Below are 17788 nucleotides of genomic sequence, written 5' to 3'. Positions count from 1 at the left end.
TTACAGCTGCCAGGAGCCGATATCGGCGTTCACGCCGTCGCCATCCGGTTTCCCGTCGGCGCCGAGGGAGAACACATCCACCTCGCCGTTGGCCCCCGGGTTGAGGTAGTGATACGGGTTGCCCCATGGGTCGTTGGGCAGGCGTTCGAGGTAGGCGCGCCAGTTGCTGTTTTTCGCATCGGCCGGGCGCTCCACCAGCACCTTCAGGCCCTGGTTCATGCTGGGGTACGAGCCATGGTCGAGGCGGTAGAGTTTCAGGGCCTGCATCAGCCCGCCAATGTCCTGTTTGGCCGCCGTGGCCCGTGCCTGGTCCGGGCGGTCGAGCACTTTGGGCACCACCAGCGCCGCCAGAATCCCCAGAATCACCACGACCACCATGATCTCGATCAGGGTGAAACCGCGCTGCCTGCGCGGGGACGTGAAGTGTGCGATATCCATCTCGACATTCCTTGGCTTGAGTGCATTTCGTGGCGCAGTGTTGCAAGAACACATGTCAGTCACGTTGAAAATCCTCGGGAGCTTTGGTCGCCAATCGGTCAACTCCCGGGGCTAGTCTGCGGGCTTGTTTCCCGGTTTTGAGTACGCCATGGGCGACCCCCGCAACGAGCAAGGTTTCACCCTGATTGAAGTGTTGGTGGCCCTGGCGATCATCGCCGTGGCCATGGCCGCTGCCGTGCGCGTGGCCGGGCTGATGACCACCAGCAACGGCCTGCTGCGGGACAAATCCATGGCGTTGCTGGCGGCCCAGAGTCGCCTGGCGGAACTGCGCCTGGAAGGTCGGTTGAGCTCGGGGCGCAAGACGTTCGACTGCGACCAGGGCCGGCTGAAACTGCGTTGCGAACAGACCATCAGCAACGGGCCGGATGGGCGCCTGTTCCAGGTCAGCGTGCACGTGCTGGACGCCACCCGTGAAGCGCCGCCCCTGGCACGCCTGGAGACGGTGCTGGGGCGCCCGCCCGTGAAGCGCGCGGTCACTGCCGAGTGAGGCTGGGCAAGGCCGGGCCGTCGGGCAACTTGTCGAGGGGCACGCGGATTTTCTCGGCGCCACGTTCGATCTCCACGCTGTCGCCTTCAATGGCCGTCAGGCGCACGCCGGGGCTTAAGCGTTCCCCCAACAGAAAGCTGCGGGGCGGGCCGTCGTTGAGGCTGAGGATCGCCACCGCGCCACGCGCCCCGGCAAGCACACCGGAGACCTTGATCTGCATGACCGCCGGGGTATTGGAAAACCATTGCAGCGCCGGGTTGTCGCTGCGGGCAGCCAACGCCTGGGGCGCGGCCTGCGGGGTGTGCGACTCGGCCGAGGTGAGCAGCAGCGGCGTCCAGGTCGCCACCCCCGCCAGCGCTGCCAGCAGCGCCACAGCCTGCACGCCGTGGGCGGGTGAAAAACGATGGGTGAATGCCATGGGCGGGACCTCCTGTTTGTCCGTTGCTTCAGGCTACAGGGCAATTCACACCTTTTTATTTCAGCGGTCCGTCAGGGAGCAAAAAATGAAACAGCAGGGCTTCACGTTGATCGAGCTGATGGTGGTGCTGGTGATCATCGGCATCGCCAGTGCGGCCATCAGCCTGAGCATCAAGCCGGACCCGCTGCACCTGCTGCGCAAGGATGCTGAACGGTTGAGCCAACTGCTGCAGGTGGCCCAGGCCGAGGCACGTGCCGATGGTCGGGTGATTACCTGGAAGGCCGATGCCAAGGGGTTTCGCTTCAGCCGCGTTACGGATGACGGTCTGGGACTGGAGAACTTCAGCGGTGATCAGCAACTGCGTCCACGGGCCTGGGACAACACGCCGATGCAGGTGCGTATCGAGCCGGGGAAAACCCTGGTGCTGGATGCCGAATGGGTGAACCCGCCGGTACGGGTGGTGCTGTCGGATGGGCAGCACAGCCTGAGTGTGCAACGGGATGCGGCAGGGTTGTTGCGGGTGGTGGCGCATGAATGATCAAAAGGGTTTTACGCTGATCGAGGTGATGGTGGCGATCATGCTGATGGCGGTGGTCAGCGTGATTGCCTGGCGCGGGCTGGACAGCGTCACCCGGGCTGATCAGCATTTGCAGGCCAGCAGCGAGCAGGTTGAGGGGCTGTTACGGGCGTTGAACCAGATGCAGCTGGATGTGAGCTTGCGGGCGGGGGTTGAGTTGAGGCCGCCGATTGTCGACGAGGCGCCCAGGCCTGGGGCGTTGGCGGCGGTGTCGGTGAGGAGTTCGGACAGCAAGGGGTTTCGGCTGGAGGTGATCCGCAGTGCTCCGATTCCTGGGGACGGGTTGCAGCGGGTGCGGTGGTGGCTCAAGGGCGACACACTGTACCGGGCGGCGGCACCGGCGCGGGATCGGTATCCACTGCCTGCGCCCCGGGATGCGGTGGCGGTGCTTGGGCAGGTCAGGGATTTGCAGGTCCGCGTTTGGGATAAGGGGTGGCGGCAACTGAGCGGGAATCGGCAGGAGGATCCGCAAGGGATCGAGGTGGTTTTGGTGCGGGAGACGGGCCAGGGGGTGGAGCGGTATCGGCAGGTTTTGGGGCCCTTGCGGTAGGGCTTTTCTGGGTGGTGTACATATCCGTTATTTGAGTGATGGCTTCGATGGGTTCCGCTCTTACAGCGGGTCACTTTTGAAAGGAGCCCAAAAGTAACCAAAAGGCTCTTGCCCCACCACTCGGCACCTCGCCTAGGCTCGGTGTTCCCTCACTCCGGTACTACTCCGCGGGCCGCCGCGACGGGGCGTCCCTGCCCCGTCGCGGCTAAACCGGCGTCCTGCCGGTTTACCCGCTCCGTACTACCTGCGTTCGGCCAGCGTGGTTTAACGGGGCGCCTAAGATCAAGATCAAAAGCAGATCAAGAACACAGCGGCCTACAGGCCGGCTTGAGTGGTGTGGAGCAAAAGCAAAATCAAGATCTAAAGCAGGGCACGGTCGAATGTGGGAGCTGGCTTGCCTGCGATAGCATCGCCTCGGTGTACCTGAAAAACTGAGGTGTCTGCATCGCAGGCAAGCCAGCTCCCACAGAAAAGCAGACCTGCAGCAGTTTCAGCTTTGGCTTTCGCTTTGGCTTTTGATCTGGCTTCTACCACTCAAGCCGGCCTGTAGGCCGCTGTGCTCTTGCTTTCGATCTTGATCTGGCTCTGACTGCCCCAATAAGCCCGAGGCCGAACGCAGGGATTGAGGAGCGGGTAAACCGGCAGGACGCCGGTTTAGCCGCGACGGGGCAGGGACGCCCCGTCGCGGCGGCCCGCGGAGCAATGCCGGAGTGAGGGAACACCGAGCCTAGGCGAGGTGCCGACAGGCGGGGCAGAGCCCTTTGGTTACTTTGGGGCTTTTCCAAAGTGACCCGCTGTAAGAGCGGAACCCATAGCAGCCGTTACCCAAATAACGGATATACACACCGATCTAACTCAACAAAACGACACCGCCAGGCAACTCCGTACACTTGGCCCCATACGCATCGCGAATCAACAACGCCACCCCCGCCAACTGATGCAAACTAAACCGCGCCTGCACCCGCCGCTTGCCCAGCTCAGCATTCATCAACAACAACATCCCCGGCCGATAGCGATTAATCTCATCCACCACCGTCGCCAGGGTCGCGTTATCAAACACCAATACCTGCTCCCGCCAGGCCACCACCGCCTGCGCATCCACCGCCACCGGCTCACCCACACCGCCAGCGTCATACGTCACCTGCCGCCCGCTTTCAAGCCGAACCGTACGCCCACCCACCGCCACCGCCACCGCGCCGTCAATGCACGTCACACACACACTGTGATCCGTATTACGCACATTGAACCGCGCCTGCGCCGTACTCAACCACCCACCACCCGCCTGAACCCGAAGCGGCATCGCCACATTGGCCAGCACCTCAACCTCCCCCTCCAACAACTCAATCCCGTCATCACGCCGACTGATCCGCGTCTGGGTATTGAGCTCCAGCCGAACACCGTCATTCAACTCCACCCGCCGCTGCTCACCGACCTCCGTGCGGTAATCCGCCGTCAACCCGGCAAACCCGCCCGGCACGGTAAACCGCACCATAAATACCGCCGCCGACGCCGCAATCGCGCCGCCCAAAAACGCGCGGCGCCCAAAATGCCGTGGCCGGGAAAACTGCTCGGCGGCCGGTGCCAAGTGCTGCCACACCACCTTGGCCTGCTCGAACGCCCGGGCATGTTCCGGGCTCTGGGCGCACCACAGGCGCAAGGCCTTCGCATCGGCGACGGTGGCCCGACCCGAGGTCAGCAGCACCAGCCAGTCACGCGCTTCGTTGTGCAGGGGGCTGTCTGGCGTATCCCGGGCAGTGGAGAGGTTAAAAATGTTCAAGCGCGCAGGTACTCACGGATTTTTCAGGGACTCAATCACTAAGACGGTTTTCCGGCCCCGGGACCGAACCGCTGGATCACTTTTCTTTCAAGGCGCTGTGCGCAATGCCCCAACCCGGCCTTGATTTCCTTTTCAACCATGCGCGTGGAAATCCCGAAACGCTTGGAGATTTCCAGGTGCGGCGCCTCTTCCAGGCGCGCGGCGATGAGGATATGGCGCCGCCGCGCCGGCAGTTCGTAGAGGGCTTTGAGCAGGGACTGGATTTCGCGCTGGCCGCCCACCACCCGCGACGGGTCCTGGGCTTCATCCACCGTCTGCAACAGTTCTTCGACTTCGCTGCCGGTCAGCAACCGGGCATCTGCCTGGCGACGGTCGGCGGCGATGTTCAAGGCCATGCGGTACAGGTACGCATTGGGTTGCGCCAGGTTCGGCGGCACGTCCATGCGGTCGACCCGCAGGTAGGTTTCGTGCAGCACGTCGTTGGCCAGGTCTTCTGACCCGAGGCGCTTGCGCAGGCGTACCTTGAAGTCCTCGTAGGACGCCAGGAACAGGCTGACCATCGTGCTGTGGCCGGTGTCTTTCATGCCCCGGAAACTCCTTCCCCTGCTGTGCATTCCATGCGTGTTCCTGTTGAGTCGGGCATCAAAAGTAAGGTCACCGGCAAGCGCAGTGAACTCGGCGCCGGGCGTTCGACCCGGGTGGAACCGAGGCCCAGGACCAGCGCTTCATCACGCTGCAGGTCACCGGTGGAGCTGACCAGGCGGCTGTGTTCGATCACCCCGTCACCGTTGACCCACACCTGCACCAGCGCCCGGAAACTGCCGGGACGGGTCAGCGGCGACCGGCACAGACTGCGCTCGATCGCCTGCTGCAAGGCCGTGGCGTAGCTGTTGTTGATCCGTGCCGCGTTCGCCGCCTTCCTTCCTCGGGTCGCTGCCGGCTGGCTGACCTCGGGGACTTGCAGGGTGAACGCATCACTGCGGGCATATCGCGCCATCAAGCCACTCCCTGTCAGCAGCAGGCTCAGGGCTTGCTGCGCGCTGTAGCGGCCATGCACGCCGATGGAACGCCGGCCCCGGGTCAGTTCGCGATCCACCAGCACCGCCATGCCGGTGGCATGGCTGAACGCTTGGAGGGCGCTGTCCAGCGTCTGCGCAGGCAGGTCCAGGATCACGTCGGCCCGCACGCTCGACGCCAGGCCCCATAGCAGGGCCAGGCAGCAGCCCGCGTGCCTCCAAGCGCTCCTGCTCAGCATCGCAACACGTCCGACATAGCCTACAAAACCGTCATCCTGAGGCCAGTTTATGAACCTGATGTTACGGTGCCAGCAAAAAAAACATCACGGTGACGGGCAGCCCGCTGCACTACACTTTTGCGCCATACCGGCCCATTTCCCAGGGCCCGCCAGGAGGCACTGATGAACCTGTTCCCAACCCTCGCCAGCCTGTTGCTGTGTGCAGCCCTGCCGTTGGCGGCCCACGCCGAAGGCAAGCCCGGTGGCTGCGCCGAGGTCAATGTGGATGGCTACAAGGCGCCGGACTACGGCTGCCTGAGCCAGCAGATGGGCAACAACCCGGATGCCGCCAAGGCGACGCAGAAGAACCAGGAGGCGCAACAAGTGCCCATCGAAAAGCGCAAGCCGAACCAGATCGGGCTTTCCACACCGGCGGCGACCAGCGTGCGCATGGGCAATACCTTTGGTACTTCGGTGAAACCCCAGCGGCCTTGATCGCCGCTTGTCCCCCCCTGTGTACCCGCTCGAAAAAAAGCCATTGTGTTATCGCGACAGCCGATGTTATGTTTCTAACAGAAATTAAAAATACGACATTCGAGTAACATCAATGACCGGTAGCCGCGAGAGTGTCATGGATAAAAACAGCTTCCAGCGCACGCTGGAACAGCAGTTCCCGACGCTGACCCCCACCGGCAAGCGCATCGCTACCTACCTGCTGGGCAACCTGCAGCAACTACCGTTCGAAACCGCCGACAGCATCGCCCAGCAAGCCGGCACCACCGGGATTTCGGTGGGCCGTTTTCTGCGCACCCTGGGCTATCGCAACCTCGATGATGTGAAACAAGGCCTGCGTGGCGACCCGCAAGCGTCCTGGCTGATCACCGACCGCCTCGGCGCCTTTCGCCAGGAGAATGACCAGGAAGACGCCCTCGACCGCTCGCTCAACCGCGAGATCGAAGCCATCCAGCACGTCTACGGCCTGGCCCGCAGCCAGGCGTTTGCCGACATCGTGCAGCATATCGTGGACGCCGACGCGGTGTTTATCCTCGGTGTCCAGTCCACCCGAGGCATCCTCAATGCGTTCCACAGCCACTTGGAATACATTCGGCCCAAGGTCTATTACGTCGACGGCCTGTCGGGGATCTACGCCGAGACCCTGAACTCCGGCTTTGAAAAACCCTACGCCATTACCGCCGATTTTCGCGCCTATTCCAGCATCACGCCCACGTTCTGCGAGACCGCGAATGCCCATGGCCTGCCCCTGGCGCTGATCACCGACTTGCAATGCCCCTGGGCCCGGGACTACGACCTGGACCTGCTGCAACTGAAAACCGACGTCGGCCAGTTCTGGGACTCCATGGCGCCGCTGACGTGCCTGTTCAACCTGATGGTGTCTGCCGTCGCCGACCGATACGGCGAGCGCCTGGATGCCCGCCTGGCGAAAAACCGCGCCCTGCAACAGGCCTTCGGCCAGTTCGAATCCTGACCCTTGAAAGGAAATGCTTGAGTGAATACCAGCCCATTGGTAGAAATCGCCCCACCGGAGTACCCGGTACAGGTCGACCTGATCTACGCCAGTGCCGACAACCTGGCAGGCACCGTGATCTACCGCAACGCCCGTTGCCTGCTGCACACCGAAGCGGCCGCCTGCCTGCGCAAGGCCAGCGAACTCGCACGCCAGGCCGGCATGACCTTGCTGATCTACGACGCCTATCGCCCCGCCTACGCCCAGCAACTGCTGTGGCAAGCCCTGCCCAACCCGGACTACGTGCGCGACCCGCGCCTGGGTTCGCACCACACCCGTGGCGTGGCCGTCGACCTGACGCTGCTTGATGAACACGGTACCCCGCTGGACATGGGCACGGCATTCGATGCCATGGAACCCAAGTCCCACCAGTTCTACCCCGACCTGCCCCCACAGGTGCAGCGCAATCGCCTGCTGCTGTTGGGGATCATGCTCGGTGCCGGCTTCAAGGCGATTGCCACCGAGTGGTGGCATTACGAATTGCCGGATGCCGAACTTTTCCCATTAATTGAGGAGTCGCACTGACCCCAGGGAACGTACCATCACAATAATTAGCTGCACCCTTTAGCTCCAACTGCCCGGTTATAGATTTCATAAAAAAAAACCAACCCGCTTTTTCCTCTAAATAATCAAGGAAACCGGCATGACCCCAAGCAACCGCAAGACCCTCGCACTCTCCCTGCTGTGCGCCGCCCTGAGCCTGGGCGCGTGGCAATCGGCAAGTGCCGCCGCCCCCAAAGACACCCTGATGATCGGCAAGGCCGCCGACCCGCAAACCCTCGACCCGGCCGTCACCATCGACAATAACGATTGGGCGGTGACATACCCGGCGTACCAGAAACTGGTGGCCTACAAAGTCGAAAACGGCAAGGGCAGCACCGAGGTCAAGGGCGACCTCGCCGACAGCTGGACCACCTCCGCCGACGGCCTGGTGTGGGACTTCAAGCTCAAGCCCGGCAACAAGTTCGATGACGGCGCCGACGTTGATGCCAATGCGGTGAAGTTCTCCTTCGACCGCGTGATGCAGCTCAAGCAAGGCCCGTCCGGCGCGTTCCCGGATGACATGAAGGTCACGGTGGTCGACCCACTGACCGTGCGTTTCACCCTGACCAAACCCTATGCGCCCTTCCTCTACACCCTCGCCCACAACGGCGCCGGCATCATCAACCCGGACGTGGTGAAACAGGGTGACGTCAACGCCTACCTTTCCACCCACACCGCCGGCTCCGGTGCGTTTCGCCTGACCAACTGGCAGAAGGGCCAGAGCCTGACCCTGGAGCCCAACACCTATTACGCCGGCACCAAGCCCGCGCTGAACAAGGTGGTGATCAAGATCATCAGCGAAGCCTCGGTGCGCCGCCTGCAACTGGAACGCGGTGACCTGGACATCGCCGAAGACATGCCCCAGGACCAACTGACCAACCTGGCCAAAAAGAAAGACGTAGTGATCAAGGAATTCCCGTCACTGCGGGTGACCTACCTGTACCTGAACAACCAGAAAGCCCCGCTGAACAACCAGAACGCCCGCCAGGCGATCGTTGATGCGGTGGACTACAAAGGCATCGTCGACGGCATCCTCAAAGGCCAGGCCAAGCTGATGAACGGGCCGATTCCCGCCGGCATGTGGGCCAACGACCCAAGCCTGCCCATGATGAAACAGGACCTGGACGGCGCCGGCGCCAACCTGAAGAAACTCCCGCAAAAAATCACCAACCTGAACTACATGTACTCCGACAAGGACCCTGACTGGGAATCCATCGGCCTGACCCTGCAAGCCAGCCTGGCGCCGCTGGGGATCAACCTGAAGATGGAAAAACTGGCCAACGCCACCATGCGCGAGCGCCTGGGCAAGGGTGACTTCGATGTGTCGATCGGCTCGTGGGCACCGGACTTCTCCGACCCCTACATGTACATGAACTTCTGGTTCGACTCCTCCCTGCAAGGGCTGCCGGGCAACCGTTCGTTCTACAGCAACCCGGTGGTGGACAAACTGATCCGCGATGCAGCGGCCAACAACGACACGGCCAAACGCACCGAGTTGTACCAGGAAGCACAGAAGATTGTGCTCAAGGACAGCGTGTACGCCTACCTGTACCAGAAGAACTACACCTTGCCGATGCGTGATTCGGTGAAGGGTTATGTGTTCCATCCGATGCTGGAGCAGGTGTTTAACGTGGCTGAGATCAGCAAGTAAATACCGCTCCGGCGCCAATACACCCTGTGGTACGACCGCTGTTGTGGCGAGGGGGCTTGTCCCCCGTTGGGCTGCGCAGCAGCCCTAAGTTCGCCACCGGGTTATTGGCCGGGAAAATGCACTGATCTTGCTGGGGGCTGCTTCGCAGCCCAACGGGGGACAAGCCCCCTCGCCACAATGAGGTACCCATGGCCTTCCTGAATATGTTGCGCAAACGCCTGTTCGGCCTGATTTTGGTCGTCGTCGGCGTTTCGCTGATTACTTTCTGCATCTCCCACCTGATCCCGGGTGACCCGGCGCGCCTGATTGCCGGCGACCGGGCCAGCGACGCCATTGTCGAGAACATCCGCCATCAACTCGGCCTCGACCTGCCGCTGTATCAGCAATATGGCCGCTACATGAGCGACCTGCTACACGGCGACCTCGGCACCTCGATCCGCACCAGCCGCCCGGTGCTGGAAGACCTGAAAGCCTTCTTCCCCGCGACCCTCGAACTGGCGGTGGCCGCCCTGCTGCTCTCGGTGCTGGTGGGCGTGCCGCTGGGCGTGCTGTCAGCGGTGTATCACAACCGCGCCATCGACCAGATCGCCCGAACGCTGGCGGTCACCGGCATTTCCACCCCGGCCTTCTGGCTCGGCCTGGGTTTGATCGTGTTGTTCTACGGCCAACTCGGCTGGCTGCCCGGCAGCGGTCGGCTGGACGAAGGCCTCGAACCTCCGCGCACGATTACCGGTTTCTACCTGATCGACTCGCTGCTGGCCGGCGATATCCCGCTGTTCCTGAATGCGCTGGAGCACCTGATCCTGCCCGCCGTGACCCTGGGTTTCGTCAACCTCGGCGTGGTCGCCCGGCAGATCCGCTCGGCGATGCTCGACCAGTTGGGCGAAGACTACATCCGCACCGCCCGCGCCTATGGTTTGTCGCGCTGGGCCGTCATCCTGCGCCACGCCTTGCCCAACGCGCTGATCCCGTCGATCACCGTGCTCGGCCTGACCCTCGGCGACCTGCTCTACGGCGCGGTGCTCACCGAAACCGTGTTCGCCTGGCCGGGCATGGGCGCCTATGTGGTCAAGTCGATCCAGTCCCTGGACTTCCCGGCAGTGATGGGCTTCGCGATCCTGGTGTCGTTTATTTATGTACTGCTCAACATGCTGATCGACCTGCTCTACCGCGTGGTCGACCCGCGCATCGGCGAGGTGAATTGAGATGACCGCTCCCGTGACCATGCCCGTACCGGTGCCCCTGGAGCAGCGCCCCACCTGGCGCGCGCGACTGGAATACCTGGGGTATCAAATACGCCGCAGCCCGCTGACCATTGCCGGCCTGACCATCACCCTGATCGTGCTGATCTGCATGGCGTTCGCCCCCTGGCTGGCCAGCCATGACCCCAACGCCCTGAACCTGGCCCAACGTCTCGCCGAGCCCTCGGCTGAACACTGGTTTGGCACCGATGAAGTCGGCCGCGACCTGTTCAGCCGGGTGCTGTACGGCAGCCGCCAATCGGTGGGCGTCGGGCTGTTCGTGGCGTTTTCATCCTGCCTGGTGGGTGGCCTGTTGGGCTGCCTGTCGGGGATTATCGGCGGGCGTTTCGACAGCCTGATCATGCGCCTGATGGACATCATGCTGTCGGTGCCGTCCCTGGTGCTGATCATGGCCCTGGCCGCGGCACTGGGCCCGAGTCTGTTCAACGCGATGCTGGCGATCACCGTGGTGCGCATTCCGTTCTACGTGCGCCTGGCCCGTGGCCAGGCCCTGAGCATTCGCCAGATGGGCTACGTCAAGGCGTCCCAGACCTTCGGCGCCGGGCGCTGGCACATCGTGTCGTGGCACGTGGGCCGCAATGCGATGCCACCGTTGCTGGTGCAACTGAGCCTGGACATCGGCAGCGCGATCCTGATGGCCTCGGCCCTGGGTTTCATCGGCCTCGGTGCGCAACAGCCCACCGCCGAATGGGGGGCGATGGTTGCCACCGGGCGCAATTTCATCCTCGACAACTGGTGGTACTCGACCTTTCCGGGGCTGGCGATCCTGGTCACCGCCACCGGTTTCAACCTGCTGGGTGACGGTGTTCGTGACCTGCTCGACCCACGGCAACAGGGGAAATGACCATGTCCAGTTCGGCAGTCCTTGCCATCGACAACCTGAGCCTGGAATTTCCGGCTTACCGTAATAATGTGCAGGCGCTCAACGGCGTGTCGTTGCACGTCAACCCCGGCGAAGTCGTCGGCGTGGTAGGTGAGTCCGGCTCCGGCAAATCCGTGACCGCGATGCTCAGCCTGCGCCTGCTGCCGGAGCGCAGTTACCGCATCACCGCCGGCAGCTTGCAGATGCTGGGCCGCGACATGCTGGCTGCCAGCGAGAAAGAGCTGTTGCAGATTCGCGGGCGTGACGCGGCAATGATCTTCCAGGAGCCGATGACCGCGTTGAACCCGACCCGGCGCATCGGCCGGCAGATGCTCGACGTGATCATCCATCACCAGCGCCTGAGCAAGGCCGACGCCCGCGCCAAGGCCATCGCCCTGCTGCGGGACATGCACATCGCCGACCCCGAACAGGTGCTCGACAGCTACCCCTTCGAACTCTCCGGCGGCATGCGCCAGCGGGTGATGATCGCCCTGGCGTTTTCCTGCGACCCGCAGTTGCTGATCGCCGACGAACCCACCACTGCCCTCGACGTCACCGTGCAACGCCAGGTGCTGTTGCTGCTGCGGGAAAAAGCCCGGGAACGCGGCACCGCGATTTTGCTGATCACCCACGACATGGCCGTGGTCTCGCAGTTCTGCGACCGGGTGTACGTGATGTACACCGGCGCCGTGGTGGAAGAAGGCCCCACCGCCCAGGTCATGAGCGACCCGCGCCACCCCTACACCCAGGGCCTGCTCAGCGGTTTGCCGGAACAGGTGAAACCCGGTGACGACCTGCTGACCATCCCCGGCCAGGTGCCCAACCTCGCCGCCCTGCCCTCAGGCTGCACCTTCCGCGAACGTTGCCCACAGGCCATGAGCCAATGCATCGAGCGCCCGCGCCTGGATCTGATCAACCCTGTCGGCACCCGCAAAAGCGCGTGCTGGCTGACTGCCGGGGAGTCGGTGCAATGACAGTGTCCCAGGATTCACTGCTGGCCCTGCGAGATGTACGGGTCAAGTTCCCGGTAAAAACCGACTGGCTGGGTCGCCCGCGCGGTTACGCCCATGCCCTCAATGGCATCGACCTGCAAGTGCGCCGTGGGGAAACCCTGGGCATTGTCGGCGAATCCGGCTGCGGCAAAAGCACCCTCGCCCAACTGTTGATGGGCCTGGTCAAGCCCAGCGACGGCGAAGTCGACTGGGTCTACGAAAGCGCCCGGGAACGTCACCGCCACGTGCAGATCGTGTTCCAGGACCCGCAATCGTCCCTCGACCCACGGCTGCCCATCTGGAAAATCATCACCGAACCGCTGTTCGCCCTCGGTGACACGCCCAAGAGCGAAATGCGCACCATCGCTGCCAAAGTCGCTGCCCAAGTGGGCATCCGCGCCGAATACCTGGACCGCTACCCGCACCAGTTCTCCGGTGGCCAACGGCAACGCATCGCCATCGCCCGCGCACTCGCTTCCAACCCGAGCATCCTGGTGCTGGACGAACCCACCTCGGCGCTGGACATCTCGGTGCAGGCGCAAATCCTCAACCTGCTGGCCGAGCTGCAACGCCGGCTGGGGCTGACCTATATCCTGATCTCCCACAACGTCTCGGTGGTGCGGCACATGGCCGACCGGGTGGCGGTGATGTACCTGGGGCAGATTGTGGAACTGGGGTGTGCCGAGCAGGTGCTGGAACAGCCGAAGCATCCGTATACCCAATTGCTATTGGAGGCGGTGCCCAAGCTTGGGGTGGCGCTGGATGATGCTTACGTCAGCGCGCCGACGGAGCTGCCGGGGAACCGCGTATTGCCGGCCGGGTGTTTCTTTCTCGACCGCTGCCCGAGGCGCACCAAAGGGTGTGAGCGGCCGCAGCGGTTGACGGGGGGCATGAGCCAGCAGGTGCGGTGCCATCTGGAGCACCCGTGATCATCCGTTAACAAAATTTTCATATGGCCAAGGCTATGATCCGCCACCTCGTTGGGGAGTAGCCTGCTTCGGATTCTCGAAGCGTTCGTATCAACATTCTCGGCAACATGCCGTGGTGCGAACACCATTTTGGTTGGTGAGACCAGCGACACATCCATGCCTGAAGTCGGGCGTGTGGTTGTGTCGTTGACTCATATAGCCCGACTGGAAATCTTGCCGTGAACCCCATTTCCCTGATCCTTCTCGCCCTTGCCATGTCCACGGACGCCTTTGCGGCGGCCATCGGCAAAGGCTCCAGCCTGCACAAACCACGCTTGACCGAAGCCCTGCGGGCCGGCCTGATCTTTGGTGTGATTGAAGCCATCACGCCGATTATCGGCTGGGCCATCGGCCACGCCGCCACCCGCTGGGTGCAAAACTGGGACCACTGGATCGCCTTCACCCTGCTGGTCGGCCTGGGCCTGCACATGATCTACAACGGTTTGAAGGCCGATGATCCAGAGGAAGAGAAACCGAGCCAGCACTCCTTCATGATCCTTGCCGTGACGGCGTTTGCCACCAGCATTGATGCCCTGGCCGTGGGCGTGGGCCTGGCGTTTGTCGACGTGAATATCCTGGTGGCCGCCGCGGCTATCGGTCTGGCGACGATGACCATGGTGACCCTCGGCATGATGCTCGGCCGGGTGCTGGGCACGGTGGTGGGCAAGCGCGCCGAGATGGTCGGCGGCGTGGTGTTGATGCTGGTGGGTGCGACGATTTTGTATGAGCACCTGTCGGCCTGATCAACGCATACAAAAATGTGGGAGCTGGCTTGCCTGCGATAACGGAGTGTCAGTCAACAATGATATCGACTGATACATCGCCATCGCAGGCAAGCCAGCTCCCACACTGAATCTGCTGCAACTTATCGAGCGTACCTCAGGCCGCGTGTTTTTCTTTCTTCAGGCTGTCGATGTCGATCACGAACCGATACTTCACATCGCCCTTGAGCATGCGCTCGTAGGCTTCATTGATGTTCTGGATGTCGATCATTTCGATGTCCGAGACAATCCCGTGTTTGGCGCAGAAATCCAGCATGTCCTGGGTTTCCTGGATGCCACCGATCAACGACCCGGCCAGGCTGCGGCGCTTGAAGATCAGGTTGAATACCGTCGGTGACGGGTGCGGGCTGTCCGGCGCGCCCACCAGGGTCATGGTGCCGTCGCGCTTGAGCAGGTTGAGGAACGCATCCAGGTTGTGGGACGCGGCCACAGTGTTGAGGATGAAGTCCAGGGAGTTGGCGACCTTGGCCATTTCATCCGGGTTCTTCGACACCACCACTTCATCAGCGCCCAGGCGCAGGCCGTCTTCGCGCTTGTTCGGCGAGGTGGTGAACAGCACCACGTAGGCGCCCATGGCGTGGGCGATTTTCACCGCCATATGCCCCAGGCCACCCAGGCCAACGACGCCGACGCGCTTGCCCGGCCCGACGTTCCAGTGATGCAGCGGCGAATAGGTGGTGATGCCGGCGCACAGCAAGGGCGCGACTGCCGCGAGGTTGCTCTCGTCATGGGAGATGCGCAGGACGAACTTCTCCTTGACCACGATATTGTCGGAATAGCCGCCGAAGGTGTTTTCGCCGCCAAACGCCGGGCCGTTGTAGGTGCCGGTGAAACCGTTTTCGCAGTACTGCTCCTCGCCCTCGGCGCAGGATTCGCACTGCTGGCAGCTGTCGACCATGCAGCCGACACCGGCCAGGTCGCCTACCTTGAATTTGCTCACGTTGTCGCCCACTGCGGTCACCCGGCCAACGATTTCATGGCCCGGCACCGACGGGTACAGGGTGTTGTTCCATTCGTTGCGTACGGTGTGCAGGTCCGAGTGGCAGACGCCGCAGTAGAGGATGTCCATCTGCACGTCATCGGCCCCGGGGGCGCGACGCTCGAATGTGAAGGGTTTGAGTGAATCCTTGGAGTCACGAGCGGCGTAGCTGTAAGTCTTGGCCATTTCGTTCACCTGTGTGTTCAGACGTTGAAATCAGTGGACCCGCACAGACGCTGAACCGTTCAACCGAGCACGTCCATACAATCCGCCCGACAGACAGGCCCCTAAGCTGGCGACTTTTCGATCACGCTGAAAAGTGCTGGAGAGTGGGCATGTGCAAGAAAGTGACGACGATATCCCTGGCCTTGACGCTGTTGGCCGCACAGATGACGGGCAATGCGTTTGCCGCAACCCCGAATGTGGCCGTGGCACCGCAATACGACACCAGCCACGTCTATGTCGCCCCGGCCGACGTGGACCGCTTTGCCCAGAGTTTTCTCGCCACGTTCGGTGGCAAAAGCACGCCCCAGGTGGTGGTGAATGTACTGCCAGTGCCCAGCAGCACCACCTCGCAACTGCTGCAGACGCCGGCGGGCACCGTGTCATTGTTCGGCTTCACCACGCCTGTCCCGCATCCATTTGGTCAGGAGCGTAACGGCTACCTGGTCAAGGACATGGACGTTGCCCTGAAGGCCGCCCGGGAAAACGGCGCGGCAGTGATCGTCAGTGATTTTCCCGACCCTATCGGCCGTGATGCGGTGATTCAATGGCCGGGAGGCGTGAATATGCAGCTCTATTGGCACACCAAAACGCCGGACTATGCGGCGTTCCAGACGGTTCCGGAAAACCGGGTATATGTCTCGGGTGATCGCGCCGACACCTTTATCAAGGCGTTCCTCGGATTTTCCCACGGCAAGGTCCTGGCGGATGACAAGCACGCGCCCGCCGTGGATATCGGGCAAGCCAGTGGCAACTACCGCCGTGTCGACATCGAGTCGCCGTTCGGACGCATGGCGGTGCTGGTCACCAACGGCCAACTGCCCTACCCCTTCGGCCATGAAACCACCGGCTACCAGGTGGCCGACCTGACCGACACCCTGGGCAAAGCCACTGGCTCCGGTGCCAAGGTGCTGGTCCCGGCGTTTGACAGTAAGGGCCGGCGCAGCGCGCTGGTGGAATTCCCGGGCGGTTACGTCGCGGAGATTCACCAGCTCAGCGGGGCAAAATGATCCGCGGCACAGGCTGGGGCCTCGCGGTGCTGTGGCCACTGCTGGCCGCCGGCGTCCACGCCGACGATCAACCGACGCGCCCGACGATCAAGGCCAACCGCTGGCAGGAAGACTGGTCGGTGCTCAAAGACCCGGCGCTGCGTACGCAGCCGCTGGATAACCTCAAGTACATCTCGCTGTCCGATGCGAACCCGTTCACTTACCTGTCCCTGGGTGCGACCTTGCGGGAGCGCTTCGAGATGAACGACGCCGGCGGTTTCGGTGTGAAGAACGTGGCCCGCGACCGGTACCTGATCCAGCGGTTCCAGGTGCATGCCGACCTGCACCTGAACGAAAACTGGCGGGTGTTTACCCAGCTGGAGGACGCGCGGGCCTATGACAAAACCTCAATCGGTGGCGCCGACCAGAACCGTGTCGACCTGCGCCTGGCTTTTGCCGAGTACATCAACACCTTCCGTGCCGGCACGTTCAAGGCGCGCATCGGCCGGCAAGACTTTGCCTTCGACTTGCAGCGCTTCATCTCGTCACGGGACGGGCCGAATGTGCGCCAGTCCTTTGATGCGCTGTGGGCCGACTGGGAAACCTCGAACTGGCGTTTTATCGGGATCGCCAGCCACCCGGTGCAATACCAGGATGAGCGGCACTTCGACGATAAATCCAACGCTGACGCGCAGTTTCACATGCTGCGGGTCGAGCGACTGGTGGGTGGCAAGAATGAGCTGTCAGCCTATTACGGGGTGTATGAACGCAGCGATGCCCACTACCTGGACGGCGACGGCGATGAGAAACGCCAGCTGTTCGACGCGCGGCTGGGCGGCGCGGCCCTGGGCTTCGACTGGGACATTGAAGCCATGCTGCAAGGGGGCTCGGTGGGCCACAAGGATATTCGCGCCTGGGGCGGCGGCAGCCGCGTGGGCTACACCTTCGACAACCTGGCCTGGGCACCGCGTCTGGGGCTGCAAATGGATATTGCCTCGGGCGATCGCCACGCCGGGGACGGCACAATCGGCACGTTCAACCCGCTGTTTCCCAATGGTTACTACTTTTCCCTGGCGGGTTATACGGGCTACAGCAACCTGATTCACGTCAAACCGTCGATCACCGTCAAGCCCATCGCCAAGCTGAGCGTGCAGACTGCCGTCGGCCTGCTTTGGCGGCAAACCACCGCAGACGCGGTCTACACTCAGCCAAACCTCCCCGTTGCGGGAACCGCAGGCCAGGGTGAGCGCTGGACCGGCGCCTATGCGCAAGTCCGCACCGACTATGGGTTTACCCCCAACCTCACCGGCGCCGTCGAGGCCGTGCACTACGCGGTCGGCCAGACGCTGCAGGATGCGGGCGGGCATGACAGCAATTACCTGGGGGTCGAACTCAAGTTCAGTTGGTAAACCCAACCAAGCACACCCGTACAAGCTCGCCCCGGGCTTTTCGGCAATAGTCAGCCTTTGTCT

The 17788-nt window shown here is 62.7% G+C and carries 20 protein-coding genes and 1 riboswitch; of the genes, 14 read left to right on the top strand and 6 right to left on the bottom strand.

Annotated elements, in window-relative coordinates; all coding sequences use genetic code 11:
- On the bottom strand, positions 1-438 hold the full coding sequence (gene gspG, locus HKK54_RS23490) for a type II secretion system major pseudopilin GspG (RefSeq protein ID WP_010173458.1): 438 nt from the start codon (positions 436-438) through the stop codon (positions 1-3).
- A gap of 148 nt (positions 439-586) precedes the next feature.
- Between gspG and gspI the strand changes: the two genes are divergently transcribed.
- Positions 587-985, top strand: a complete 399-nt coding sequence (gene gspI / locus HKK54_RS23485) for a type II secretion system minor pseudopilin GspI (protein ID WP_169388005.1) — start codon at positions 587-589, stop codon at positions 983-985.
- On the opposite strand, the gene HKK54_RS23480 is transcribed toward gspI, so the two are convergent.
- The gene (locus HKK54_RS23480) at positions 972-1403 is read right to left on the bottom strand and encodes a type II secretion system protein N (protein WP_010173463.1); all 432 of its coding nucleotides are present in this window, start codon (positions 1401-1403) and stop codon (positions 972-974) included. The two genes, gspI and HKK54_RS23480, sit on opposite strands and share 14 nt — an antisense overlap.
- A gap of 85 nt (positions 1404-1488) precedes the next feature.
- Here HKK54_RS23480 and gspH point away from each other — a divergent pair, with 85 nt between their 5' ends.
- Complete coding sequence (gene gspH / locus HKK54_RS23475) at positions 1489-1941, top strand: type II secretion system minor pseudopilin GspH (protein WP_169388004.1); 453 nt, start codon at positions 1489-1491, stop codon at positions 1939-1941.
- Positions 1934-2530 carry a type II secretion system protein GspJ gene (locus HKK54_RS23470; protein ID WP_169388003.1) on the top strand — a complete coding sequence of 199 codons (597 nt, stop codon included), beginning with the start codon at positions 1934-1936 and terminating at the stop codon, positions 2528-2530. The genes gspH and HKK54_RS23470 overlap by 8 nt, the downstream gene beginning before the upstream one ends.
- Positions 2531-3380: 850 nt before the next feature.
- Here the strand turns inward: HKK54_RS23470 and HKK54_RS23465 are convergent.
- The 3 genes from HKK54_RS23465 to HKK54_RS23455 are packed head-to-tail and all read right to left on the bottom strand — an operon-like array spanning position 3381 to position 5562.
- Entirely contained in the window at positions 3381-4307 is a 927-nt protein-coding gene (locus HKK54_RS23465) for a FecR family protein (protein WP_010173480.1), read from the bottom strand.
- A 38-nt stretch (positions 4308-4345) separates the two neighbouring features.
- On the bottom strand, positions 4346-4891 hold the full coding sequence (locus HKK54_RS23460; protein ID WP_169388002.1) for an RNA polymerase sigma factor: 546 nt from the start codon (positions 4889-4891) through the stop codon (positions 4346-4348).
- Positions 4888-5562: a secretin and TonB N-terminal domain-containing protein gene (locus HKK54_RS23455; RefSeq protein ID WP_050543216.1), complete on the bottom strand. Its 675-nt coding sequence runs from the start codon at positions 5560-5562 to the stop codon at positions 4888-4890. The genes HKK54_RS23460 and HKK54_RS23455 overlap by 4 nt, the downstream gene beginning before the upstream one ends.
- A gap of 162 nt (positions 5563-5724) precedes the next feature.
- Between HKK54_RS23455 and HKK54_RS23450 the strand changes: the two genes are divergently transcribed.
- From HKK54_RS23450 to mntP, 9 genes are all read left to right on the top strand, one after another.
- Positions 5725-6036 (top strand): hypothetical protein, encoded by a 312-nt coding sequence (locus HKK54_RS23450; RefSeq protein WP_010173486.1) that lies wholly within the window; start codon positions 5725-5727, stop codon positions 6034-6036.
- A gap of 136 nt (positions 6037-6172) precedes the next feature.
- Entirely contained in the window at positions 6173-7027 is an 855-nt protein-coding gene (locus HKK54_RS23445) for a MurR/RpiR family transcriptional regulator (RefSeq protein ID WP_010173489.1), read from the top strand.
- Between the two features lie 21 nt (positions 7028-7048).
- A complete protein-coding gene (gene ddpX / locus HKK54_RS23440; protein ID WP_169388001.1) occupies positions 7049-7591 on the top strand; it encodes a D-alanyl-D-alanine dipeptidase in 543 nt (180 codons plus the stop codon).
- A 118-nt stretch (positions 7592-7709) separates the two neighbouring features.
- Complete coding sequence (locus HKK54_RS23435) at positions 7710-9260, top strand: ABC transporter substrate-binding protein (RefSeq protein ID WP_010173493.1); 1551 nt, start codon at positions 7710-7712, stop codon at positions 9258-9260.
- A gap of 188 nt (positions 9261-9448) precedes the next feature.
- Positions 9449-10465 (top strand): ABC transporter permease, encoded by a 1017-nt coding sequence (locus HKK54_RS23430; RefSeq protein WP_008431420.1) that lies wholly within the window; start codon positions 9449-9451, stop codon positions 10463-10465.
- A 1-nt stretch (position 10466) separates the two neighbouring features.
- Complete coding sequence (gene ddpC / locus HKK54_RS23425) at positions 10467-11366, top strand: D,D-dipeptide ABC transporter permease (RefSeq protein ID WP_010173497.1); 900 nt, start codon at positions 10467-10469, stop codon at positions 11364-11366.
- Positions 11363-12358 carry an ABC transporter ATP-binding protein gene (locus HKK54_RS23420; RefSeq protein WP_010173499.1) on the top strand — a complete coding sequence of 332 codons (996 nt, stop codon included), beginning with the start codon at positions 11363-11365 and terminating at the stop codon, positions 12356-12358. The genes ddpC and HKK54_RS23420 overlap by 4 nt, the downstream gene beginning before the upstream one ends.
- On the top strand, positions 12355-13305 hold the full coding sequence (locus tag HKK54_RS23415; protein WP_169388000.1) for an oligopeptide/dipeptide ABC transporter ATP-binding protein: 951 nt from the start codon (positions 12355-12357) through the stop codon (positions 13303-13305). Before HKK54_RS23420 ends, HKK54_RS23415 begins: the two co-directional genes overlap by 4 nt.
- Before the next feature lie 40 nt (positions 13306-13345).
- A riboswitch (yybP-ykoY riboswitch) is annotated at positions 13346-13518 on the top strand.
- A gap of 5 nt (positions 13519-13523) precedes the next feature.
- Entirely contained in the window at positions 13524-14087 is a 564-nt protein-coding gene (gene mntP, locus HKK54_RS23410) for a manganese efflux pump MntP (protein ID WP_169387999.1), read from the top strand.
- Positions 14088-14223: 136 nt separating this feature from the next.
- On the opposite strand, the gene HKK54_RS23405 is transcribed toward mntP, so the two are convergent.
- On the bottom strand, positions 14224-15291 hold the full coding sequence (locus HKK54_RS23405; RefSeq protein ID WP_169387998.1) for an NAD(P)-dependent alcohol dehydrogenase: 1068 nt from the start codon (positions 15289-15291) through the stop codon (positions 14224-14226).
- Between the two features lie 149 nt (positions 15292-15440).
- Here HKK54_RS23405 and HKK54_RS23400 point away from each other — a divergent pair, with 149 nt between their 5' ends.
- Both HKK54_RS23400 and HKK54_RS23395 read left to right on the top strand, forming a co-directional pair.
- A complete protein-coding gene (locus tag HKK54_RS23400; RefSeq protein ID WP_169387997.1) occupies positions 15441-16337 on the top strand; it encodes a glyoxalase in 897 nt (298 codons plus the stop codon).
- Complete coding sequence (locus tag HKK54_RS23395) at positions 16334-17725, top strand: alginate export family protein (protein WP_169387996.1); 1392 nt, start codon at positions 16334-16336, stop codon at positions 17723-17725. Before HKK54_RS23400 ends, HKK54_RS23395 begins: the two co-directional genes overlap by 4 nt.
- Positions 17726-17788: the final 63 nt, after the last annotated feature.

The organism is Pseudomonas sp. ADAK13, assembly GCF_012935715.1.
Lineage (GTDB): Bacteria > Pseudomonadota > Gammaproteobacteria > Pseudomonadales > Pseudomonadaceae > Aquipseudomonas.
This window is presented reverse-complemented; position numbering and strand designations above follow the sequence as displayed.

Coding starts and splice junctions, on each gene's coding strand:
- HKK54_RS23455 (WP_050543216.1), bottom strand. CDS start 5,562: ATGCTGAGCAGGAGCGCTTGGAGGCACGCGGGCTGCTGCCTGGCCCTG.
- gspI (WP_169388005.1), top strand. CDS start 587: ATGGGCGACCCCCGCAACGAGCAAGGTTTCACCCTGATTGAAGTGTTG.
- HKK54_RS23395 (WP_169387996.1), top strand. CDS start 16,334: ATGATCCGCGGCACAGGCTGGGGCCTCGCGGTGCTGTGGCCACTGCTG.
- HKK54_RS23470 (WP_169388003.1), top strand. CDS start 1,934: ATGAATGATCAAAAGGGTTTTACGCTGATCGAGGTGATGGTGGCGATC.
- HKK54_RS23430 (WP_008431420.1), top strand. CDS start 9,449: ATGGCCTTCCTGAATATGTTGCGCAAACGCCTGTTCGGCCTGATTTTG.
- HKK54_RS23445 (WP_010173489.1), top strand. CDS start 6,173: ATGGATAAAAACAGCTTCCAGCGCACGCTGGAACAGCAGTTCCCGACG.
- HKK54_RS23450 (WP_010173486.1), top strand. CDS start 5,725: ATGAACCTGTTCCCAACCCTCGCCAGCCTGTTGCTGTGTGCAGCCCTG.
- gspG (WP_010173458.1), bottom strand. CDS start 438: ATGGATATCGCACACTTCACGTCCCCGCGCAGGCAGCGCGGTTTCACC.
- HKK54_RS23405 (WP_169387998.1), bottom strand. CDS start 15,291: ATGGCCAAGACTTACAGCTACGCCGCTCGTGACTCCAAGGATTCACTC.
- HKK54_RS23400 (WP_169387997.1), top strand. CDS start 15,441: ATGTGCAAGAAAGTGACGACGATATCCCTGGCCTTGACGCTGTTGGCC.
- gspH (WP_169388004.1), top strand. CDS start 1,489: ATGAAACAGCAGGGCTTCACGTTGATCGAGCTGATGGTGGTGCTGGTG.
- HKK54_RS23480 (WP_010173463.1), bottom strand. CDS start 1,403: ATGGCATTCACCCATCGTTTTTCACCCGCCCACGGCGTGCAGGCTGTG.
- HKK54_RS23460 (WP_169388002.1), bottom strand. CDS start 4,891: ATGAAAGACACCGGCCACAGCACGATGGTCAGCCTGTTCCTGGCGTCC.
- HKK54_RS23435 (WP_010173493.1), top strand. CDS start 7,710: ATGACCCCAAGCAACCGCAAGACCCTCGCACTCTCCCTGCTGTGCGCC.
- HKK54_RS23420 (WP_010173499.1), top strand. CDS start 11,363: ATGACCATGTCCAGTTCGGCAGTCCTTGCCATCGACAACCTGAGCCTG.
- ddpC (WP_010173497.1), top strand. CDS start 10,467: ATGACCGCTCCCGTGACCATGCCCGTACCGGTGCCCCTGGAGCAGCGC.
- HKK54_RS23415 (WP_169388000.1), top strand. CDS start 12,355: ATGACAGTGTCCCAGGATTCACTGCTGGCCCTGCGAGATGTACGGGTC.